The sequence below is a fragment of the Roseivivax sp. THAF197b genome (genome assembly GCF_009363255.1).
GTDB lineage: Bacteria > Pseudomonadota > Alphaproteobacteria > Rhodobacterales > Rhodobacteraceae > Roseivivax.
Window position 1 is genome coordinate 910,207 of the sequence record NZ_CP045318.1, and the last position, 20,379, is coordinate 930,585.

The following is a 20,379-nucleotide window of genomic DNA, read 5'->3' on the forward strand; positions in this document are numbered from 1 at the left end:
GACATGGCCTTCACCATCGCCATCGACGGACCTGCCGCGTCGGGCAAGGGGACGATCAGCCGCGAAGTGGCGCGGGTCTTCGGCTTTGCGCATCTCGACACCGGGCTTCTCTATCGCGCGGTGGGTCGGCGGATGCTGGACGGCGAGCACCCGATCGAGGCCGCCCGCGCGCTCCGGGCCGAAGACCTCGAGGTGGACGGTCTGCGCACGCCCGGCGTGGGCGATGCGGCCTCTAAGGTTGCGGTGATCCCCGAAGTGCGGGCTGCGCTTGCGGATTTCCAGCGCGCCTTCGCCCGGCGCGATGGCGGTGCGGTGCTCGACGGGCGCGATATCGGCACGGTCATCTGCCCGGAGGCCGAGGCCAAGCTTTTTGTCATCGCCTCCCCGGAAGTGCGCGCGCAACGGCGCTATGACGAATATGTGCAAGCAGGCGAGGCAGTCGATTACGAGCGTGTGCTCGAAGATGTTCGCGCCCGCGATGCGCGGGACATGGGTCGTGCCGATGCGCCGCTTCGGCCCGCCGAAGACGCGGTTCAGATCGACACCACGGGCCTGTCCATCGATGAAGCCGTTGCCGCAGCCATCGCCGCGATCGAGGCGCGTGGCGGGACGCGGGCACCGTGATGCAGTTCGCGCGGCTGGCCTTTCCGCCGCATCTGCGCCGCGCTTCCATCCTCAAGGCGAAGTATCGCCCGGAGGGATACGATGACGGCTTCGATGCCGACACGTTCTGGTACGATGCGATCTGGGCGCGGGGCCGCGTGCACCTGGTCTGCCCGCCCTTGAACAACCTCAAATCGGTGGTGCTTGGCGCGGAATACCGCCTCGACGGTTCGCCCGCGCGGATCAGGCGCAAGCGCAGCTACAAGCGCCATACGGTGCTGGAACTCGATGCGCCGCAGACGCCAGAACGCATCTCCGTCCAGATCGGCGACTGGACCGGCGAGAGCGCGGTGAGTGCCGCGGGCCTGCCGGGCATCGACGGCGCGCGGGTGCATTTCTACATCAACAAGGACAATGACCTGCGCTGGATGGCCGATCACGCGCGCTTCACCAAGGCGCGCCACGGGCTCGATGCGGTAATGGTGATCGACAACGGCTCCACCCGGTATGGTCCGGACGAGATCGCGGAGACCTTGCGCGGGCAGGGCGTCACGCCGCTCGTCTTCAGCGCGCCCTATCCCTATGGCCCGGTTGGCTTGCCGCCGTTCCGACGGACCGAGAAATACCTGCAGACGGCGCTGTTCAACGCGCTCAGGCTGCGCGGCCTCGACCGGGCAGGGGCGGTGCTGAATTGCGATCTCGACGAATTGGTCCTGGGTGCGGACAGCGTGTTCGAGGCCGCGCGCGCATCACGGCTCAAATTCCTGCAGATCCGGGGCCAATGGATGACGCCGCCGCCCGGTGGTCAGCCGCCTTTCAGTCATGCCGATCACGTCTTTCGGCATGATCCGCCGAAGCCTTGCCCGACGAAATGGTGCCTCGATCCATCGGGGCCGCTCGGGCGGTTCAGCTGGGATATCCACGGGTTCGAGCGCCTTGGCCTTCTGCACAACCTGCCCGCGCGGGATTTCCGTTTCCTGCATTGCCGCGGCGTCTCGACCGCGTGGAAGGGGAAACGACGCCTGAAGGTGCCCGACGATATCGTGCGCGACCCCGAAGCTGCCGCAATCCTGGGCGCTGTCTTCGGAACCTGAGCGGAGCGCCGCCACCCCCCTTTACCCGTTGGATCGTCTTTGCCACGATCCCTATGAGGACCCGTCTGGAACGCGGGCGCTTGGGAACTGAAAGGGGAGAGACATCATGCGATTTGCATATCTGATTGCTGCCTGCGCGCTCTGGACAAGCGTCACCTCGGCCTCGGCGCAGGAGGTGCAGCCGGAACAGGCCGCCTTCCGGGCAGGCTACAGCGCGGCCCAGATCGACACCTTCGCGATCGTGGCCAAGAGGGTGGCGGCGATGCGCGAGGAGACGATGAACCGCTATTTCGAGATGGAGAATGCAGAGGCGCGTCGCGCGCTCATCGCGGACGCCAATGCGCGGATGCGCGAGATCGTCATCGAAGCCGACGGTCTGACGCTCGCGGAATTCGAGCGGATCAATGCGGAGGCGCGCACGGATCGCGCCCTCAACCGTCATATCGCGCGTACGCTGAAAGCGCTCGACAGGGAAAGCTGATCCGGGCAGGCGCAGGCCGGGATCCGCGCGTTTACGGAGCGTAAACGCAAGAATTTGCCGACGGTTTTTGACCTGCGCCTCCATGGTCCCCACGTCTTGACCAACGCCGGGGCACGGCTCGCGTGCCCTGGTCGTTGCGCCCCAAAACGGGCCTGGAAGACCATGAAAGGATCGAGAATGTTCGCGACCCGCAAAATCACCGCCACCGCACTGGCCGCCCTCATCGCCGCGATGCCCGCCAGCTACGTGGCTGCTCAGTCGACCGATTCCGCCGCAGACGCGCTGGCAGACAGCGCCGTGGCCGCAGAGGAGAGCACGCAGGCGCAAGGTGCCGCCGAGACCGAGGGCAACACCCCGGCCCAGACGGATGCGACCGAGATGGCCGAAGACGGAGCCTCCGACGCAGTTGAAGGCACCGATTACGAGATGGCCACGATCGAGGCCTTCGCCGCAGCCGTTCTGGATGTGACCGAAATCCGCGACGATTATGCCGGGCAACTCGAAGGCGTCAGCGACGAGACGCAGCAGCGCAGCCTCATCGAAGAGGCCAATGCCGAGATGCGCAGCGCCATCGAGGAGCGTGAGGACCTCACGGTCGAGGAATATATGGAGATCAGCCGCGCGGCCGCCGAGGACGAAGCGCTGAATGCCGTGATCGCGCAGCTTCTCCAGGAGATGCAGGTCGAGAACGCGGGCTGATCCGCGCTTTCGTGACGTAGCATTAGAGCGAAAGGCCCGCCGTCTGACATCGGCGGGTCTTTTCCGTTTGCACGGCCCAAGCCGTCCGAGACTTGCCATGGCGCCGTTATGGCGCTAAAGCGCGCGTGTCGAGACGGCATCAATGCCGCGAAACATGAAGGCGAGCAGGGTCGGACCCGTCCGGCCCCTTTTGTTTTGCGAGCCCTGACCAAACCCAAAGACCGGCGGAGACAACCGCGCGGCCGGAATAAAGCGACGTAAAGGAACAACACGCCACATGGCTCAGAACGCTACTATGGAGGAATTCGAGGCCCTTCTGAATGAAAGCCTCGAAATGGACACGCCCGATGAGGGCTCTGTCGTCAAAGGCAAGGTGATCGCTGTCGAAGCGGGCCAGGCCATCATCGATGTCGGCTACAAGATGGAAGGCCGCGTCGATCTCAAGGAATTCGCAAATCCCGGCGAGCCTGCGGACATCTCCGTCGGCGACGAAGTCGAAGTCTATCTTCGTTCGGCCGAGAATGCCCGCGGCGAAGCGGTCATCTCCCGCGAGATGGCGCGCCGTGAAGAGGCATGGGATCGCCTCGAGAAGGCCTACGCAGACGATGCCCGCGTCGAAGGCGCGATCTTCGGCCGCGTCAAGGGCGGCTTCACCGTTGATCTCGGCGGTGCCGTGGCCTTCCTGCCCGGCTCCCAGGTCGATGTGCGCCCCGTGCGTGACGCAGGCCCGCTCATGGGTCTCAAGCAGCCGTTCCAGATCCTCAAGATGGACCGCCGCCGCGGCAACATCGTTGTCTCGCGCCGTGCGATTCTCGAGGAAAGCCGGGCCGAGCAGCGCGCCGAAGTCATCGCCAACCTCGAAGAAGGTCAGGCGGTCGACGGTGTGGTCAAGAACATCACCGAATACGGCGCCTTCGTCGATCTCGGCGGTGTGGACGGCCTCTTGCACGTCACCGACATGGCATGGCGCCGGGTGAACCACCCCTCCGAGATCCTCGCCATCGGCGAGACCGTGAAGGTGCAGGTCATCAAGATCAACCGCGAGACGCACCGCATCAGCCTCGGCATGAAGCAGCTGCAGGAAGATCCGTGGGATCTGGTGGGCGCGAAGTACCCGCTGTCGTCGGTGCATCAGGGCCGCGTGACGAACATCACCGATTACGGTGCATTCGTTGAGCTGGAGCCGGGTGTCGAAGGCCTCGTGCACGTCTCCGAGATGTCCTGGACCAAGAAGAACGTCCATCCGGGCAAGATCGTCTCCACCTCGCAGGAAGTGGAAGTCATGGTCCTCGAGATCGACGCCGCGAAGCGCCGTGTCTCGCTGGGTCTCAAGCAGACCATGCGCAATCCGTGGGAAGTCTTTGCCGAGACGCATCCGTCGGGCACCGAGGTCGAAGGCGAGGTCAAGAACATCACCGAATTCGGTCTGTTCATCGGTCTCGACGGCGACATCGACGGCATGGTTCACCTCTCGGACCTGAGCTGGGACGAGCGTGGCGAAGACGCCATCCAGAACTACCGCAAGGGCGACATGGTCCAGGCGGTCGTGCAGGAAACCGATGTCGAGAAGGAGCGCATCTCGCTCTCCATCAAGGCACTTGGCGGCGACAAGTTCGCGGAAGCCGTGGGCGGCACGAAGCGCGGCTCGATCATCACGGTGGAAGTCACCGCGATCGAGGATGGCGGCATCGAGGTCGAGTATGAGGGCATGAAGTCCTTCATCCGTCGCTCGGACCTGTCCCGCGACCGTGCAGAGCAGCGCCCCGAGCGCTTCTCGGTCGGTGACAAGGTCGATGTGCGGGTGACCAACGTGGACAGCAAGACCCGTCGTCTGGGCCTGTCGATCAAGGCGCGCGAGATCGCCGAAGAGAAGGAAGCGGTCGAGCAGTACGGCTCGTCTGACTCCGGCGCATCGCTGGGCGATATCCTTGGCGCGGCCCTGGGCGGCAACAAGGACGACTGATCGCGGCCACGCCGCATCATCGCTGATAACAATCGACCCCGGTGCGCCATCGCGCCGGGGTCTTTTCATGCGCCGAATCGGACAGCTTGCCCGACCCTGTCGGATCGGTCTCGCCGCGTGAAAGCCGCACAGATTTTGAAGCCGGGCCAAAACGCGGCCTCTAAACCCGTGATTTCCCTGCCCAAAGCGCATGGAAACAGTTTCGATCCGCCCGCACTCCGCCTATACTGAGCCGAACCGAACGCGCCTCAAGACGCCATCAGAGGGAGATGTGGATGATCCGGTCGGAACTGATCCAGAAAATCGCGGATGACAATCCGCACCTCTATCAACGCGACGTGGAGCGTATCGTGAACACCATCTTCGACGAGATCACCGGCGCCATGGCGCGCGGCGACCGGGTGGAGTTGCGCGGCTTCGGGGCATTCTCGGTCAAGAAACGCGACGCGCGCACCGGGCGGAACCCGCGCACGGGCGAAGCCGTTGAGGTCGAGGAAAAGCACGTCCCCTTCTTCAAGACCGGCAAGTTGCTGCGCGACCGTCTGAACGGAAAGGCCTGACCCAGACATGAGATATATCCGCTATGCCTTCCTCGCCGCCGTGGCGATCATCCTGATCTCCGTGGCGCTGGCCAATCGCGGTCTGGTGACCTTGCAGCTTCTGCCGAACGACCTCGCCGACCTCCTGGGTCTGCAGCGCGAGATTTCGCTGCCGCTCTTCCTCGTGATCTTCGGCGGTATCGTCGTGGGCCTGATCCTGGGCTTCGTCTGGGAATGGCTGCGCGAGCACAAGCACCGCGCCGAGGCTGCCCGCAAGGACCGCGAGGTCAAGCGTCTGGAGCGCGAGTTGAAGCGCACGCAGACCGAGCGCGACAAGGACAAGGACGAAGTGCTGGCCATCCTCGATCAGGCCAGTTGATCGTCCCGGGCCCCCTCGTGCGGGGCCCGTTTTTCATCATGTGAAGGATGACGCGACATGCCTGATGTACGCGTGAAGATCTGCGGGCTGACCCGCGCCGAAGACGTGGCCGCCGCGGCCGATGCGGGGGCGGCCTATCTGGGCTTCGTCTTCTTCCCGAAATCCCCGCGCAATGTCTCCGTGGATCAAGCCCGTGCGCTGGCGGTCGACGCGCCCTTCGGTGTCGCCAAGGTCGGTCTTCTGGTCGATCCGGACGACGCGCTGCTTGACGAGATTGCCCCCAGGGTGCCGCTCGACATGATCCAGCTCCATGGCCGCGAGACGCCCGAACGGGTGGCGGAGGTGCGCGCCCGCATGGGTCTGCCGGTGATGAAGGCGCTGGGTGTGGCGACGGAGGCGGACCTTGAAAAGGTCGCGGCCTACGGGCGCGTGGCCGACCAACTTCTGATCGACGCAAAAGCGCCCGAAGGCGCAGATCTGCCCGGCGGCAACGGGCTGGCCTTCGATTGGCGCCTGGTACAGGGGCGCCGCTGGCCCGTGCCGTGGATGCTCGCCGGAGGGCTCACGCCGGAGAGCGCGGGCCGTGCCGTAGCAATGACCGGCGCACAGCAGCTTGACGTGTCATCCGGTGTGGAAAGCGCGCCGGGTGTGAAGGATGCGGCCAAGATGCGCGCCTTCATCGCGGCGGCGCAAGGGGCGGGCGAGGTGCCGCGGCTTTAATTCGGCGCGCGCCAATGCCGGTCAGAGCAGGTCGAGAACTCGCTCGGGCGGGCGCCCGATTACGGCCCGATCCCCGGCGATAAGCACAGGCCGCTCAATGAGCTTCGGCGTCGCGGCCATCGCGGCGAAAAGCGCGTCTTCATCGCTGTCGCGCGAAAGCCCGGCGGCTTTGAACTCAGGCTCTTGCACGCGCATCATCTCGATCACCGGGATGCCCAGTTTGGCCTGCAGGGCGCGCAAGGTCTCGGTGTCGGGTGCATCCTCCAGATAGCGGCGGATCTCGGGGGTGATGCCCCGATCCTCCAGCAGCGCCAGGGCCTGGCGGGATTTCGAACACCGCGGATTATGCCACAAGATCAGAGCCATGCGTCGCGCCCCGTGCCGACAGCTTCGGTGACAGAGGCGAACCCTTCCGCGGCGATCTTGGCATCCAGCCCCTCGACGATCTGGCGCACGAGGCCAAGCCCGCCATAGACCAGCGCGGTGTAGAGTTGCAGCGCCGACGCGCCCGCGCGGATCTTGGCCCAGGCCGTCTCCACGTCCTCCACCCCGCCGACACCGATGAGCGGGATATCCGCGCCCGTCAGCTGCGACAGCCGGGCCAGCACGCGGGTGGAGCGATCGAATACCGGGCGGCCCGACAGCCCGCCCGCTTCCTGCGCATGGGCGGACCGCAGGCCATCGCGGGCAAGCGTCGTATTCGTGGCGATGATCCCATCGATCCCGCTGGCGCGCGCCACATCCGCCACATCGGAAAGGCCCTGATCGTCGAGATCCGGCGCGATTTTCAGGAAGATCGGAATGGCGCGGTCCAGCGCGTCGCGTGCCGTCATGACGCCCGCCAGAAGGGCCGCCAGCGCGTCCTTGCCCTGCAAATCGCGCAGCTTCTCGGTGTTGGGGGAGGAGACGTTAACCGTGGCGAAATCCACATGCGGGCCGCAATGCGCGAGCACCCTGGCGAAATCCGCTGCCCGGTCGTCGCTGTCCTTGTTCGCCCCGAGATTGAGGCCCGTGACCATGCTGCGGGGGCGGGTGGCAAGGCGCGCGGCGATAGCCTCCATGCCGTCGTTGTTGAAGCCGAAGCGATTGATTGCGGCGTGATCCTCGGTCAGGCGGAAGAGACGCGGGCGCGGATTGCCGGGTTGCGGACGCGGGGTGGCGGCCCCCACCTCGACGAAGCCGAAACCCGCGCGGGCCAGCCCCGACAGCGCCTCGGCATTCTTGTCGAACCCCGCGGCAAGGCCCAGCGGATTGGGCAGGGCGAGGCCCGCTATTTCGGTTTTCAACCGGTCGGAGGTGACAAGACCGGGCGCGGGCGCCAGCCCGGTCTGCAGCGCACGGATCGCAAGGCCATGCGCGCGTTCAGGATCGACGCCGCGCAGAAGCGCGAGGCCCGCACGTTCCAGCAGGCTCACACCATGCCCTCGGGAAAGACATGGCGGCCCTCCTCGAAGGGCAGATCCGCGACCCAGAGCGCCGCGTTGCGGGGCAGCGGCCCGTAGAGATGCGGGAAAAGCTGCCCGCCGCGCGACGGCTCCCATTTCAGCGGCGACAGATCGTCCGGATCGTAGGCCAGGAGCTTGAGACCTGTTTCGCCCGCGAAATGCTTGGCCGCGGTCTCGGCTGCCTGTTCGGCGGTTGAGAAGTGAATGTAGCCATCGGCCACGTCGATGGGCGCGCCCGCACTCGTTCCCGCGCGCTCCAACTCGGCCCATTCCTCGGCCCGGAGGATCTTGTAAATCAGCATGCAGGCGATGTGCCCGTTGCTCGCCCGTGGGTCAAGTCCGAGACGTATGCTGCCGGAAAACCTGACTGTACGAGGCGTTTTCAAAGGCTAATGTCAGTCTCATTATTTATTTTTTTGGAGTATTTTCAGTGGCCTCCCATTCCATCCGTTTTTTGCAAGATGCCGAAGCCGATATCGAGAAGATCCGCAAAGACAACAATACATGGAGTTCCGGCGTCAGCGCGGAATCAATGGTCCGCACCGCAATCGACACCGCACAGGACTGGGCGATTGGCGCGCGCAACAACCTCGTCGCGATCCGGTCGGGCGCGGACCGCGTCGACGACCAGCTGTCCGTGCAGAAGGCCCGGTGGGACAATTCGGTCGGAAAGGCATTCCGGCTGTTTTTCGGCTGGGATTTCGACGATGGCGCGAAACATATCGACAAGGTCGATACGCGCCTGCGCAAACTTCATGACCGGATCGATGGCGGCCTCACGGTGAAATGCCGACCGGGCTCCGGCTTCCGAAGCGGGAAATGCGATGATTCGACGGCTTTCCAGCGGTTCGGCTGGTTCGCAGGCGACAACATCAACCTCTGCCCGATCTGGTTTGGCAAGGATGCCGATTACCGCGCGGCGGTCATCGCGCATGAGGTCCTGCACGCCATCGGCGGGTTCGGCACGGTCGATCTGAAGAACGATCGGGGCCAGACGGTCTACGGCACGCCACTTGCGCTTCTCTTCGCGCAGGATGAGCCGACAAATGCCCGCCGCAACGCCGAGAATTACGAACAGTTCTTCACGTATCGGGCGCGCCACTTCACGCTGCCGCGCACCGGTGTCAGCGGTTGGACGGGCGTGCCCGAAAAACCCGATGCTGCCTGCATGCATCCCAACGGGAACGCCTATTTCTTCAAGGAAAACAAGTATTATCGCTTCGTGCCCGGCAGCGGCGTGGACAAGGTGGGCAGGATTGGCGTCGATGGTTGGGGTGGGCTGCCCACCCACCTTGATGCCGCGGTCGAACACCCCAACGGGGCGGTCTACTTCTTCAAGGGCGACAAGTATTACCGCTACAAGTTCAATCCCGACAACATGGACAAGGTCGGACGGATCGGCATCGACGGCTGGAGCGGTGTGAAGCATCCCGTGCAGGCCGCTTTCCGCCATCCCGATACGGGCGATGCGTGGTTCTTTCGCGACCTGCATTGTCAGCGATTCGATTTCGGACCGGACAAGACGACCCAGGGCGGGGTCATCCATGACAGGTTCCCGCAGCTTTACGGCTATGTGGACACGGCGCTGTTCTATCCGCCGCAGGACAAGCTCTATGTCTTCGTGACCGACCGCTACACGCGGATCTCCCGTGGATCTTTGCCCCGCTAGGGGGCGTTCGACGACCTTCTGGCGAAAAGCTCGGCGCCCGGGGCGGTTTTACCGGGGCGCCGGGGGCCCGACCGTCGCGTCAGCTTTGACTATGTCACGGCTCCGTTGCACCATCTGGTTACAGAACAACAAGACACTACCCGACAGAGAGGAAATTACATGTCGCTTCGTCTGCTTTCCAGCGCAGCCGTGCTGGCTTTAGTCGCGGGCACCGCCCAGGCCGAGTACACGCTGCACATCCTGCACACCAATGACATCCACAGCCGGATCGAACCGATCAGCAAGTACGATTCGACCTGCAGCGCCGAGGATGACGCGGCGGGCGAGTGCTTCGGGGGCATCGCGCGTCTCGCGAGCGCCATCGACATGAAGCGCGAGGAGCTGTCGGATGCGAACGTGGTCCTGCTGGATGCGGGCGATCCGTTCCAGGGTTCGCTCTTTTACACGACCTACAAGGGCGCGGCCGAGGCCGAGTTCATGGAGAAGATCGGCTATGACGTGATGGCCGTGGGCAACCACGAATTCGATGACGGCCCGCCGAAGCTCGCGGAATTTGTCGATGCGGTCAGCTTCCCGGTGATCTCGGGCAATCTGGACCTCTCGGCCTCGGAAGAGTTGAAGGACCGCGTGCAGGATCACGTCGTGCTCGAAGTGGGTGGCCAGCGCATCGGCGTGATCTCGGCGCTTGCGACCGACACGGTCGAGACGTCGAGCCCCGGCCCGAACGTGACCTTCCAGGACGAGATCGACAGCCTTGCCGCCGATGCCGCGGCGCTGCGCGAGGACGGCGTCGACATCATCATCGCGCTGACCCATGTGGGTCTGCCGCGCGATCGTCAGATCGCGGAGGCGGTCGCGGATATCGACGTGGTGATCGGCGGGCACAGCCACACGCTGATGCTCAACAACGACGCCGAGACCCCGTCCTATCCCGAGATGGTGGGCGACACGCCGGTGGCGCAGGCCTATGCCTATACCAAGTATCTGGGCCATCTCGCGGTGACCTTCGACGATGACGGCAACGTCGTGTCTGCCGAGGGCAATCCGATGCTGCTCGATGCTTCGGTGACGCCCGACGAGGAGATCACCGCGCGCATCGCCGAAATGGGCGCGCCCATCGAGGAGATGAAGACCCGCATCGTCGCGGAAAGCACCGACGCGATCGAAGGCTCGCGCGATGCCTGCCGTGCGGGCGAGTGCCAGATGGGCAACCTCGTGGCCGACGCGATGCTTGCCCGTGTCGCCGATCAGGGCATCCAGATCGCGGTCCAGAACGGTGGCGGTCTGCGCGCCTCCATCGATGCGGGCGAGGTGACGATGGGCGAAGTGCTGACCGTGCTGCCGTTCCAGAACACGCTGTCCACGTTCCGCGTCTCCGGTGCGACGATCATCGAGGCGCTGGAAAACGGCGTCGGCCAGATCGAGGAAGGGGCGGGCCGCTTCCCGCAGGTCGCGGGCATGTCCTTCACCGTCGATACCGGCGCAGAGCCCGGGTCGCGGATCTCGGACGTGATGGTGGGCGATGCGCCCATCGATCCCGAGGCCATGTACGGCGTCGTGTCGAACAACTACGTCCGCAATGGCGGCGACGGCTATGCGATGTTCGTGGATGCCGAGGATGCCTACGATTTCGGTCCGGACCTCGCCGATGTGACGGCGGCGTACCTTGCCGAAACGGGGCCCTACACGCCTTATACCGATGGTCGGATCACCATGAAGTAAGACAGGTTTCGGCCCGGGCTGCGCCCGGCCCGACCCGCGCGCGCGAGGCTGACGCCTCGCGCGCGTTTTTCGTTCCGCGTCAGATGCAGGGGAGCGCGGGGCCGGACGCGTGGAAAATGCGTTTTTTGGGAAAGGTGAAGGGCAAGGTGGATCGCTCGGAGATACGAGCTGGAGCAAGGGCGGCAGAATGCGGGGACCGCTGTGAGGAAAAGGACGCCGCACCGGTCTGGGTGGAGTGCTTCAGGTCGGCGCGGCGATGCGTTTTTCTGGAAAGGTGAAGCACAAGAGCGGATCGCCCGGAGATACGAGCCGGAGCATGGGCGGCAGAGTGTGGGGTCCGCTGTGAGGGAAAGGACGCCGTGTCGTGACACCCGGAGCGCGGGAGGCGAGGCAGGGCAGGGCACGCCGGGCAGGGCGGGGTGCTTTTCTTCGGCCGGGCGGCGTGGCACGGTCGCGCGCGGACATAACAGGAGCGCCACTTGGTCAGCGTCACCGAGCAATACGAGGTCTATCCCTATCCCGAACGGGACCCGGCGGAGGAGGCGACGCGGCTGATCACGGGATCGCCGTCCCATCCGCTGGAGATGGATCACTTCCTTTGGGGGGGCGCGCGCGACTGGTCGCAGCCCCTGCGCATCCTCGTGGCGGGGGGCGGCACGGGGGACGGGCTGATCCAGATGGCGCAGCTTCTGACCGATGCCGGGCGGCCCTATGACATCACCTATGTCGATCTTTCCGGAAAGGCGCGCAGCATCGCCGAGGCGCGGGCGGCGGCGCGCGGGCTGACCGGGATCACCTTCCATACCGGATCGCTGCTGGACGCGCCGAATTTCGGCCTTTTCGACTACATCGACAGTTGCGGCGTGTTGCATCATCTGCCCGATCCCGATGCGGGCTTTGCCGCGCTGCGCGCCGCCCTCGCGCCGGGAGGCGGGGCGGGGATCATGGTCTATGCGCCTTATGGTCGCTCGGGCGTCTATCCGTTGCAGTCCGCTTTCGGCACGCTTTTCGAGGGGCTGCCGCCCGAGGCGCGGCTCGCCCGGGCGCGGGAGGTGATGGAGCGGCTGCCGGAGGGGCATCCCTTCAAGGTGAATACCAACCTCGTCGATCACCGCCAGAGCGACGCGGGCTTTTACGACCTGCTTCTGCATTCGCAGGATCGGGCCTACAGCGTCCGCGAACTGGTCGACACGCTGGACCGGACAGGCTGGCAATTGGCCTCTTTCGCGACGCCGGGGTTATACGATCCGGGCATGCTGATCGGTGAGGTGCCCGATCTCGATCCCGTTGCGGCCATGGCGGTGGCCGAAGAGCTGCGCGGCACGATCAAGGTGCACAACGCCTATCTCGTCGCCGATGACGCGCCGCGCCCAAGCCCGGCCAGCGGGCGCAATCGCGCGCTTTGTCCGCATTTGCGCGGTGTCGATCCGCGTGCGCTGGCCCAGGCCGTGGCCGCCGGAAAGGCACCGACCTTGCGGGCAGGGGGCGCGCCCATCCGGCTCAGGCTCGAGCGCGCGGCGGCCCCCCTGATCGCGGCCATAAACGGGCGGCGCAGCCTGACCGACATCGCCAGCGCCGCGAAGCTCGATCCGCTGCGGTTCTGGCAGCTTTGGCAACCGCTTGAGACCGCGCTGAGCCCCTGGGGCATTCTGCTCTACTCGAACCTTCATGCGGGGGCGCGCTGATGTGTGGACGCTTCGCAATCACGCTGCCACCCGATGCGATGGCGCAGCTTTTCGAGGCGCGGCCCGCGAACGACCTGCCGGACGTGCCCAATTTCAATGTCTGCCCCACCAACCAGATCCACGTGATCCGCGCGCCGGGGGAGGCCGAGGAGATGCGCAGCCTGGAGGCAATGCGCTGGGGGTTGATCCCGCATTGGTACAAGACACCGAATGACGGTCCGCTCCTGATCAATGCCCGCGCCGAAAGCGTGGCCGAGAAGCCCGCTTTCCGGTCGGCGGTGCGCACGCGGCGCTGCCTGATCCCGGCATCGGGCTTTTACGAGTGGACCAAGGATACGGAGGACAATCGCCTGCCCTGGTATATCCAGCGCGCGGATGGCGCGCCGATCGTCTTCGCGGGGCTCTGGCAGGATTGGGGCAAGGATGAAGAGGCGGGGCCGATGCGGACCGCCGCCATCCTGACCTGCGGGGCAGGGCCGGATATCGCAGAGATCCATCACCGGATGCCCGTCATTCTGGAGGCCGAGAATTGGGCGCGCTGGCTGGGGGAGACGGAGGGCAAGGCGGCGCCCCTGATGGCGCCTGCGCCCGACGGCACGCTGACCGCCTACCGCGTCGATCCGAAGGTGAACTCCAATCGTGCGAAGGGGCCCGATCTGATCGAGCCCCTTTAGTGTCGGTCTGTTCAGGCCGCGTTTAGCAGGCGCTGTCAGTTGGAAGCGGTAATGGCTTCCTGCTCCGTGGTGCCACCATCGGTCGTTTCCGCGCTGGCCGTGGCCTCGCTGCCCTCGGCGGCCCAAGGACGATCCTCGGGATCAACCAGGATCTCGCTCCAGTCATAACCGTCGAGATCACCATCGCCATCGGTGTCGAAATTCGGGGGGCCATAAAGCGCGAGCAGGGTGTCGGTGTCGAGCGGTTCGACGGCGGGCGAGAGAAGGTCCTCTGTGCTGCCATCGGTGATGATCATGGCTTCGTTGAAGAATTCAGGCTCCGTGCCCAGCAGGGCATCGAGCGCATTGATCCGGTTGTTGAAGACCAGGCCACCTTCTTCGGGCAAAACAATGGTCTTGCGATTTCCGGGGAACACCCATCCGGTGGTCCAGCTGTCATCGAGCGCGGTCGCCGCCATGGGGACGTCGCTGGCATTGTGGAACACGATGCTGCCGCCGGGATCGACGTTGATCTTGTTCGGGAAGTAGCCGCGGCCCAGCATCGTGACCTCGGTCGTGGCTTGCGCCTGGGCGGCGAGGGGCATCAGGGAGGCTGCGGTCAGGGCAGCAGCGGTGAGCGTTGCGCGAAGCATGTTTGCGCTCCTTGTTTCTTTGCACACGGCCCCCACCGATTGCATTGCATTTTCAGTAGAGGGTGATTCTGGCGAAACTTTGGCATTCGGAGGCGTTTGATCTTTTCGGATTGGCAGTGGCTATCGCCGCTTCGAGCGCGCGGAATCTGCGCCATCGGCGGAATTCCCATGGTGCCCGCCGGTATTCGCAGTACATTCCTGCGACAGACAGACAGCAAAACAGGCGGGCCGTGATCCCGCGTGGAAAGCTTTCAGGGAGGCGGCAACATGCAATGGGCACGAGGAAAAACGGGTAACGGCACCGAAGTGATCGGGGTGATCGCGGACGACATGCTGCATCCGCGGGCAGCGCTTGGATCGGACGAGGCCGCAGGAGAGGCCATACCGCTGGCTGATGTCACCCTGATGGCCCCGGTGAAGCCCGGCAAGTTCATCGGGCTCTGGAACAACTTCAAGGCCGCCGCCGAGAAGGGCGGGCACGCCCATCCCGAACATCCGCTCTACTTCTTCAAGGCCGACACGTCACTCTCCGGCCCCGGTGCCGTTGTCGAGATCCCGGCCTCGGCGGGGCGCGTGGTCTTCGAGGGCGAGCTCGGCATCGTGATCGGCAAGACCTGCAAGGACATCACCCCCGAGGAGGCCAAGCAGGCCATCCTGGGATATACCTGCATCAACGACTTCACATCGCTCGATATCCTGAATGCCGATCCGTCCTTCCCGCAATGGACCCGCGCCAAGAGCTTCGACGGGTTCGGCGTCGCGGGCCCGGTGATCGAGACCGAGATCGATTGGAGCGCGCTGGAGATCAAGGTTCTGGTCAATGAGCGCGAGCGCCAATCCTATCCGGCCAGCGACATGATCCTGCCGCCCGAGCAGATCGTCAGCTGCCTGTCGCGCGACATGACGCTCCATCCCGGGGATCTGATCGCCTGCGGTACGTCCCTTGGCGCGCGTCCGGTCAAGCCCGGTATGGCGGTCGAGGTCGTGATCGAGGGGATCGGCAGCGTCGGCGTGACCATGAGCGCGCCGCCGGAATAAGCGTCTTTTCGGGGCCGGTCCCGCCAGCAAACGCGGGGCGGGCCTGCATCGGTATGACGGCGCGCGGGCCGCACGTTACGCCGACAAACCGGGGGCAGCCCTCGGCCCACTCAATTGTTTCCAAAATGGCCACAATTCCTGCCTATTCTGGACAAAGTCCCGTGCAAAACCCAAGCTGAGCAAGAGGGGCAAAGGACTGGGCCGATGATCGGACTGAACACCTATCTCATGGGCAATTTCGAAATCCGCGCGGTGACGCGGCGGGCGGCAAATGACCAAAGCGATCCTTATTCGTCGCCTGCATATGCACTGCGCAGGTTGCTGAACATCTGAAGGCCGCGCGCGCCGATAGGCGTTGGCTCAGCTTGAGGCGGCAGCCTTCGCGGCATAGCGCGGCCGGGTGAAGCTGAAGGTGGTGATGTCGAAGCCATCGAGACCTACCTGCAGCGCCGGGGCGTAGCGATCCACCGTTTCGACCACGAACAACTGATCGCCGTCGACCACCGGCGGCAGCCGTGTTTCAAGCCCGTCGGGGCCTGCCCCGTCCAGGGTCCCGCTGCCGGACCGCGTCCGGGACCAGATGATCGTCCAGGCGCCTTCCGCTTCGTCATATTCGACAAGGCTCACCCGCAGCGAACCCTCGGGCCCGTCGGTTTTTGTCAACGTCTGAAACAGGTTGTAGGTGCTGTCGATGAAGCCATCGTCGATATAATCGGTCTGTCGCGACAGGATATCGCTGATGGCGTAATTCGCCTTCTGGCTCACATTCTGTTGGCGGAACGCATCGAAGAAGACCCATCCGACCCCGAACAGGGCCAGCAGCACGGGCAGCACGATGATCGCCTCGGCGTTGATGTGACCGCGCGTGTCGGCAGTGAAGGCGGCCGCCCGGATTTTGAGAAAACGCATCATCTTTTCAGTCCTCACAGCGGTTCGTTGACGAAGGCACTGCTGGAAACGAGCGCCGTGTAGCCGTTGGCATCCTTGGCGAGGCTCGCGTTGAAGCCACCGAGGGGCGTGATCGGCTTGTACTTGAAGCAGGCCCGGACAAGCATGACCTCATGCGCGGGGCCTTGCCGGAACGAGCGGTGGGGCATTGCGACGGTGCCGGTATCCACGCAATTGGCATTGGGGGAGGGCTGTTGCCAGTCTTCCATGTCGAGGCGGGTCATCTCGAGAAAGAGATTTTCGCGGCAGGATGGCAGGATCTCGGCATCGTCGCAGATCGCGTCCTTGAGCGTGACGATATCCCCCGGCAATTTTCCGATCTTCAGATCGCGCATCGTGGTGTCGACCGCGCGCTCCATCACCGTCTGTCGCACGGTCATCGTGCCCAACTCGATGGTCGAGACGATCAGCAACAGGAAGACGGAAGTCCACAAGGCGAAGGGCACCACCATCGTGCCGTCTTCGTTCCGGCGGAAATGGCGCAGCATCTTGCAAAAGCGGGTCATTGGATCAGCCTCAACTGGGTAAGGTTACGGGCAATGCCGGAGAAGGTGTTTTCCAGCTCGTCGCCTTCGACATCGAAGAAATGCGAGGCCGAGGAGGCGCAATCGCGCATCGCGCGGCGTCCGGCCTCCGGGGCTTCCACGCCGATGGCGTAGACCACGACGCCCTTGTCCTTGGCCGCACCGCAGACCTGGGACAGCCGAGCGTCCGCCGCATCGCCCCCGGCAATCGCCCGATACGGGGAGCGCAAAGTGTTGTAGCGGTCTCGGTCGATCAGGCCGTCGACGTAAGGCCGGTAGAGCAGCAGATCTGCCGCCACGCGCGTCCCGAACCGGTTGAGCAGATCGTTATAGGTCAGCTCGTAGACGTTCTCGGGCTCGGTCGCGGCGCCGTCGATCTCCGCCTGGTAGCGCGCGGCGGCATCCCCGGCAAAGCGCGTCCAGAAGTAGCTGTGCGGATCACTGGCCGGAAGCGCGCCCCCGACAGATGCCAGGATCGGGCTCAAGACACCCGCCCCCGAAAAATCCGCGACAAGGCCCGGGATCGGGTCGACGCGCACGGAATAATCGTCATCGGAGAGGTCCGCGGTGCCTTTCGTGTTCACGAAGATGCCCGTGCCTGCATCCGAGGCTTTCAGCTCCGGCTTGAGATCGTATTGCGTGGTGTTCTGGCCATCCGTCATCAGCACGACGAATTTCTGCGTGTCATCCGTGCCGTAGGCGTCCGGGCGCATCGCGTGATCTGCCTTGATCAGGCCGTCGCCTGCCATTGCACCGACCACGTCCTTCGCGGCAGGATCGAGGAGTGCCGCCCCCCATTTCATGCCGACGTCGATCGCGGTGTTGCCGCCCGCCGTCAGCGTAGCGATCTGCGCCTTCAGGGCCGCCGGATCCGAGCTGTGCACGATGATCGCTGCGGTATCGCCGTCATGGCACCAATGCCGATCCGCGTCTCCCGCGGTCCAGTCGGTTGAATAGGGGTCGAACTGACCGAGCTGTTCCAGCGGAACCGCAGGATCGAGCGCGGTTTCGCTGAAGCTGTCGCCCGCGAAGACGGCGCAATTGGAATAGCTGTGCTGCCGGTCGAGCGCGATGTATTCGGGCAGCACGGAGCCCATGTTGACCGTTGCATTGTAGGGCACGATCGACACGGATGTGGAAAGCTGCGACGCCTCCGAGGCAAGCACATTGTCCACGAAGGTGCTGGCAGCCTGTTTCAGCTGCTCGATCTTGCGTCCGGTCATCGAGCCGGAGATGTCGAGGATCAGCGCGATCTCGATCTTGGCGACGCCGTTTTCCGCGGTCGCAAGACCCTCGGCCTGCAGGTTGTCAACGCCGAGCAACTGAATGAAATTCGTGGGCATTATCTGCTGACCGCCCGCCGTCACCTGCCGGTAGGACAGATCGCCCGCAGGATTTACGCCGACGAGGGCCTCTTCCATGCCCTGCACGCGGAAATAATCGCGCACCACGGTTTCGGCATCGCGTTCATTGTCGACCGACGCGGCGGCGAGCACGGCGCGGTCAAGCGCGTTCTGCATCTTGGTGCGTTTGAGTTCGGCATGCATCAGGTCCACCCCGATGCCTCCGAACGCCATCATGATAAGCGCGGTCGACAGCGCCATGTAGGACATGCTGCCGTCCTGTTCGGTCCAGAACCGCCCAAAACGGTGCCGGACATTCCGCTGCGACGCAGATTTGCGCGCGCATGCAGGTCTCTCGTTCCCAATCAGCTTGCCCATCGCGTTACATCTTCAAATCCGCAGATCGAAGACGCCCTTCATCGATCAGGCCCCCGCCACAATTTAGCCCAACATGGGGCTGGGTTGGAGGATTTTGTCCAAATTGCCCGCCATTGTCGGGGCGCGGGCGACAGTCTTTTGGTTCGTCGCGAATTGTGCGCGCCAAGGCGATTTGCGGGCGTATCGCGCACCTCATTACCGCCGCAATTCGGGTGATGGCGCGCGGGAATCGATTCGGTTTTCAGTGGGATAGGTGGCTGAAATTCATCGGACGGGCCCGAGATTGCCGGATTGAGACGGGCCGCACGCGGCGCCGTAGCACGCGGTCAGAGCAGATAGGCGAATGCCAGAACCCAAAGGGACAACACGCCGCCACAAAGCAGCGTATAGGCCCCGTTCCAGACAAGCCCGACGCGGGTTGCGCTGATCCCGGCAAAAGACCCGATCAGAAGCGTCGTGGCAGTGAAGGGCGAGCTTGCGCCGCTCAGCGCCCATCCCGCGGTGATCGCGACCACGATGGCCGTGGGCTCCACCCCGAGTTCGGCCGCGCCGGGGATGAGCGGGGCAATGAGCGTGACGGCAAGGATCGGGTTCATGCCGATCTGCCCGGCAAACGGAATGATCCAGACGAACGAGACGAGGATCAGCCAGGCGGGCAGGGCGGTCGGATCAAAGCCCGCCATCTGCACGAGTGGCGCCAATAGCTGCGATCCTGCCGTGCCGATGAAGCCTGCCATCATCAGAAGCGTCAGTTCCCCGCGATAGCCGGGCAGCTCCTGCAGGACATAAGTGCGGATCCGCGCGCCCGTGGCGGCGACCGGGCGGTCCTCCCAATGCTGAATGAGCATCCAAACGACGGCGATGCCGGGCACGAGGAGCGCGACAATGCCCACGATGCGCACATCGCTAAGGGTGTTCAGCGTCACCACACCCACGACCAGAATGGCCAGCAACAGGCCGAGCGGCAGCATCAGCGCCCAGCTGCCTTCGGGTTTGGTGCGCGCGGGCGTGACGGTCAGCCGGGGCTTGAAGAGGGTATCGAGCGCCCAGCCGATCCCGGCCAGCAGCGCGGATGTGATCAGCCCCGGCACCAGCACCCGCGACCAGCTGACATCGGGAATGACGCTGGTGGTGATCGCCACGGCGAAGGACAGGGGCGACCAGGGCAGGGTCGAGATGAAGGCCCGCTGGATCGCCAGCAGCATCCGGCGGATGCGGTGGCCGCGGATCTCGGGGTTCGGCTCGGATTTGGCATTGGCCGTCGCGAGCGCGCCCAGCAATTGGATGGAGCCGTAATTCAACAGCAAGGCAAAGCCCTGGCCGCCCACGGTCAGGGCGGCATAGCGGCGACCCGGCGGTTGCCCGGCCAGGAACGCCCCGGCGGCCTGAATCGCGGGGGAGGTCTGGGCCACGTTGCGCAGGGTCGACAGGGCCGCGAAGAACGCCCCGATGAAGGCCGCGGTTTCCAGCCCGCGCAGCACGATCCCGCGCCAGTCAGGATTGGTCGCGGCAAGGGCTGCACCGATGCCGACGGCCACGCCGATGAACGCCTTTCGGGACCAGCGAACCTGGAAGAAGAAGATCGAGACGAGGGCCAGGACAAGCCAGGGCTTGACGTATTGCGTCCAGTCCGCCGCCCCCCATTCCTTGCAGATCACCAGCACGGAAATCACGCATAGCAGAAGGCCTGCTAACTTGTTGGCAGAGGCACCCATCGCGATGGCCTTCGGTGTTTCAAGGGCCTCTTTGTGTGCAGGCTGCCCGCGCAAGATACAAGCCTGCCCGGTGCGCGCGTTGCTGGCCTGCGGGAAAGTGGGCCGGATTCGCTCGCCATGGCTGGCAC

Annotated in this window: 22 protein-coding genes; 14 read left to right on the top strand and 8 right to left on the bottom strand. The window is 64.6% G+C overall.

All coding sequences use genetic code 11. The annotated features are described in order from the left end of the window. The first annotated feature begins 3 nt into the window (after positions 1-3). The 8 genes from FIV09_RS04595 to FIV09_RS04630 all read left to right on the top strand — a co-directional run bounded on the left by FIV09_RS04595 (position 4) and on the right by FIV09_RS04630 (position 6,478). Positions 4-624, top strand: coding sequence for a d(CMP) kinase (locus tag FIV09_RS04595; RefSeq protein WP_152448892.1), 621 nt, complete (start codon positions 4-6; stop codon positions 622-624). Next, on the top strand, positions 621-1,697 hold the full coding sequence (locus FIV09_RS04600; RefSeq protein ID WP_152448893.1) for a hypothetical protein: 1,077 nt from the start codon (positions 621-623) through the stop codon (positions 1,695-1,697). The genes FIV09_RS04595 and FIV09_RS04600 overlap by 4 nt, the downstream gene beginning before the upstream one ends. A 106-nt stretch (positions 1,698-1,803) precedes the next feature. After that, positions 1,804-2,178 (top strand): DUF4168 domain-containing protein, encoded by a 375-nt coding sequence (locus FIV09_RS04605; protein WP_152448894.1) that lies wholly within the window; start codon positions 1,804-1,806, stop codon positions 2,176-2,178. Positions 2,179-2,355: 177 nt separating this feature from the next. After that, positions 2,356-2,877, top strand: a complete 522-nt coding sequence (locus FIV09_RS04610; protein WP_172975622.1) for a DUF4168 domain-containing protein — start codon at positions 2,356-2,358, stop codon at positions 2,875-2,877. A 277-nt stretch (positions 2,878-3,154) separates the two neighbouring features. Next, positions 3,155-4,840, top strand: a complete 1,686-nt coding sequence (rpsA, locus tag FIV09_RS04615; RefSeq protein ID WP_152448896.1) for a 30S ribosomal protein S1 — start codon at positions 3,155-3,157, stop codon at positions 4,838-4,840. A 275-nt stretch (positions 4,841-5,115) separates the two neighbouring features. After that, positions 5,116-5,400 carry an integration host factor subunit beta gene (gene ihfB / locus FIV09_RS04620; protein ID WP_152448897.1) on the top strand — a complete coding sequence of 95 codons (285 nt, stop codon included), beginning with the start codon at positions 5,116-5,118 and terminating at the stop codon, positions 5,398-5,400. Between the two features lie 7 nt (positions 5,401-5,407). Next, complete coding sequence (locus FIV09_RS04625) at positions 5,408-5,758, top strand: lipopolysaccharide assembly LapA domain-containing protein (protein WP_152448898.1); 351 nt, start codon at positions 5,408-5,410, stop codon at positions 5,756-5,758. A 57-nt stretch (positions 5,759-5,815) separates the two neighbouring features. After that, complete coding sequence (locus FIV09_RS04630) at positions 5,816-6,478, top strand: phosphoribosylanthranilate isomerase (RefSeq protein ID WP_152448899.1); 663 nt, start codon at positions 5,816-5,818, stop codon at positions 6,476-6,478. 21 nt (positions 6,479-6,499) lie between these two features. Here FIV09_RS04630 and arsC read toward each other — a convergent pair whose 3' ends face one another. Genes arsC through FIV09_RS04645 form a run of 3 tightly spaced genes read right to left on the bottom strand, consistent with a single transcriptional unit; the run spans position 6,500 to position 8,225 of the window. Continuing rightward, entirely contained in the window at positions 6,500-6,838 is a 339-nt protein-coding gene (gene arsC / locus FIV09_RS04635; RefSeq protein ID WP_152452357.1) for an arsenate reductase (glutaredoxin), read from the bottom strand. After that, a complete protein-coding gene (locus tag FIV09_RS04640; RefSeq protein ID WP_152448900.1) occupies positions 6,835-7,893 on the bottom strand; it encodes a quinone-dependent dihydroorotate dehydrogenase in 1,059 nt (352 codons plus the stop codon). The genes arsC and FIV09_RS04640 overlap by 4 nt, the downstream gene beginning before the upstream one ends. Beyond that, positions 7,890-8,225, bottom strand: a complete 336-nt coding sequence (locus FIV09_RS04645) for a DUF952 domain-containing protein (protein WP_152448901.1) — start codon at positions 8,223-8,225, stop codon at positions 7,890-7,892. The genes FIV09_RS04640 and FIV09_RS04645 overlap by 4 nt, the downstream gene beginning before the upstream one ends. A gap of 230 nt (positions 8,226-8,455) precedes the next feature. Between FIV09_RS04645 and FIV09_RS04650 the strand changes: the two genes are divergently transcribed. The 4 genes from FIV09_RS04650 (at position 8,456) to FIV09_RS04665 (ending at position 13,673) form a co-directional block, all read left to right on the top strand. Then, positions 8,456-9,592 (top strand): hemopexin repeat-containing protein, encoded by a 1,137-nt coding sequence (locus FIV09_RS04650; RefSeq protein WP_152448902.1) that lies wholly within the window; start codon positions 8,456-8,458, stop codon positions 9,590-9,592. 159 nt (positions 9,593-9,751) lie between these two features. Next, on the top strand, positions 9,752-11,314 hold the full coding sequence (locus tag FIV09_RS04655) for a bifunctional UDP-sugar hydrolase/5'-nucleotidase (RefSeq protein ID WP_152448903.1): 1,563 nt from the start codon (positions 9,752-9,754) through the stop codon (positions 11,312-11,314). 479 nt (positions 11,315-11,793) lie between these two features. After that, positions 11,794-12,999, top strand: coding sequence for a methyltransferase (locus FIV09_RS04660; RefSeq protein WP_172975623.1), 1,206 nt, complete (start codon positions 11,794-11,796; stop codon positions 12,997-12,999). Next, positions 12,999-13,673, top strand: coding sequence for an SOS response-associated peptidase (locus FIV09_RS04665; RefSeq protein ID WP_152448904.1), 675 nt, complete (start codon positions 12,999-13,001; stop codon positions 13,671-13,673). Before FIV09_RS04660 ends, FIV09_RS04665 begins: the two co-directional genes overlap by 1 nt. A 35-nt stretch (positions 13,674-13,708) precedes the next feature. Here FIV09_RS04665 and FIV09_RS04670 read toward each other — a convergent pair whose 3' ends face one another. Then, a complete protein-coding gene (locus FIV09_RS04670) occupies positions 13,709-14,305 on the bottom strand; it encodes a hypothetical protein (RefSeq protein WP_152448905.1) in 597 nt (198 codons plus the stop codon). Between the two features lie 267 nt (positions 14,306-14,572). Between FIV09_RS04670 and FIV09_RS04675 the strand changes: the two genes are divergently transcribed. Beyond that, positions 14,573-15,343 (top strand): fumarylacetoacetate hydrolase family protein, encoded by a 771-nt coding sequence (locus FIV09_RS04675; protein WP_152448906.1) that lies wholly within the window; start codon positions 14,573-14,575, stop codon positions 15,341-15,343. Positions 15,344-15,547: 204 nt separating this feature from the next. Continuing rightward, positions 15,548-15,676 (top strand): hypothetical protein, encoded by a 129-nt coding sequence (locus FIV09_RS20690; RefSeq protein WP_256371862.1) that lies wholly within the window; start codon positions 15,548-15,550, stop codon positions 15,674-15,676. Between the two features lie 27 nt (positions 15,677-15,703). Here the strand turns inward: FIV09_RS20690 and FIV09_RS04680 are convergent, their stop codons facing one another. From FIV09_RS04680 to FIV09_RS04695, 4 genes are all read right to left on the bottom strand, one after another. After that, complete coding sequence (locus FIV09_RS04680; RefSeq protein WP_152448907.1) at positions 15,704-16,255, bottom strand: TadE/TadG family type IV pilus assembly protein; 552 nt, start codon at positions 16,253-16,255, stop codon at positions 15,704-15,706. Positions 16,256-16,266: 11 nt separating this feature from the next. Continuing rightward, positions 16,267-16,797, bottom strand: coding sequence for a TadE/TadG family type IV pilus assembly protein (locus FIV09_RS04685; RefSeq protein ID WP_152448908.1), 531 nt, complete (start codon positions 16,795-16,797; stop codon positions 16,267-16,269). Next, on the bottom strand, positions 16,794-18,428 hold the full coding sequence (locus FIV09_RS04690) for a VWA domain-containing protein (RefSeq protein WP_172975624.1): 1,635 nt from the start codon (positions 18,426-18,428) through the stop codon (positions 16,794-16,796). The genes FIV09_RS04685 and FIV09_RS04690 overlap by 4 nt, the downstream gene beginning before the upstream one ends. A gap of 434 nt (positions 18,429-18,862) precedes the next feature. Continuing rightward, positions 18,863-20,251: a hypothetical protein gene (locus FIV09_RS04695; protein WP_152448910.1), complete on the bottom strand. Its 1,389-nt coding sequence runs from the start codon at positions 20,249-20,251 to the stop codon at positions 18,863-18,865. Between the last annotated feature and the right edge of the window lie 128 nt (positions 20,252-20,379).

Bases quoted from the DNA above. Each gene is read 5' to 3' on its own strand.
- FIV09_RS04595 (WP_152448892.1), top strand. From the start codon at position 4: ATGGCCTTCACCATCGCCATCGACGGACCTGCCGCGTCGGGCAAGGGG.
- FIV09_RS04605 (WP_152448894.1), top strand. From the start codon at position 1,804: ATGCGATTTGCATATCTGATTGCTGCCTGCGCGCTCTGGACAAGCGTC.
- FIV09_RS04610 (WP_172975622.1), top strand. From the start codon at position 2,356: ATGTTCGCGACCCGCAAAATCACCGCCACCGCACTGGCCGCCCTCATC.
- rpsA (WP_152448896.1), top strand. From the start codon at position 3,155: ATGGCTCAGAACGCTACTATGGAGGAATTCGAGGCCCTTCTGAATGAA.
- ihfB (WP_152448897.1), top strand. From the start codon at position 5,116: ATGATCCGGTCGGAACTGATCCAGAAAATCGCGGATGACAATCCGCAC.
- FIV09_RS04625 (WP_152448898.1), top strand. From the start codon at position 5,408: ATGAGATATATCCGCTATGCCTTCCTCGCCGCCGTGGCGATCATCCTG.
- FIV09_RS04630 (WP_152448899.1), top strand. From the start codon at position 5,816: ATGCCTGATGTACGCGTGAAGATCTGCGGGCTGACCCGCGCCGAAGAC.
- FIV09_RS04645 (WP_152448901.1), bottom strand. From the start codon at position 8,225: ATGCTGATTTACAAGATCCTCCGGGCCGAGGAATGGGCCGAGTTGGAG.
- FIV09_RS04650 (WP_152448902.1), top strand. From the start codon at position 8,456: ATGGTCCGCACCGCAATCGACACCGCACAGGACTGGGCGATTGGCGCG.
- FIV09_RS04655 (WP_152448903.1), top strand. From the start codon at position 9,752: ATGTCGCTTCGTCTGCTTTCCAGCGCAGCCGTGCTGGCTTTAGTCGCG.
- FIV09_RS04665 (WP_152448904.1), top strand. From the start codon at position 12,999: ATGTGTGGACGCTTCGCAATCACGCTGCCACCCGATGCGATGGCGCAG.
- FIV09_RS04670 (WP_152448905.1), bottom strand. From the start codon at position 14,305: ATGCTTCGCGCAACGCTCACCGCTGCTGCCCTGACCGCAGCCTCCCTG.
- FIV09_RS04675 (WP_152448906.1), top strand. From the start codon at position 14,573: ATGCAATGGGCACGAGGAAAAACGGGTAACGGCACCGAAGTGATCGGG.
- FIV09_RS20690 (WP_256371862.1), top strand. From the start codon at position 15,548: ATGATCGGACTGAACACCTATCTCATGGGCAATTTCGAAATCCGCGCG.
- FIV09_RS04680 (WP_152448907.1), bottom strand. From the start codon at position 16,255: ATGATGCGTTTTCTCAAAATCCGGGCGGCCGCCTTCACTGCCGACACG.
- FIV09_RS04685 (WP_152448908.1), bottom strand. From the start codon at position 16,797: ATGACCCGCTTTTGCAAGATGCTGCGCCATTTCCGCCGGAACGAAGAC.
- FIV09_RS04690 (WP_172975624.1), bottom strand. From the start codon at position 18,428: ATGTCCTACATGGCGCTGTCGACCGCGCTTATCATGATGGCGTTCGGA.
- FIV09_RS04695 (WP_152448910.1), bottom strand. From the start codon at position 20,251: ATGGGTGCCTCTGCCAACAAGTTAGCAGGCCTTCTGCTATGCGTGATT.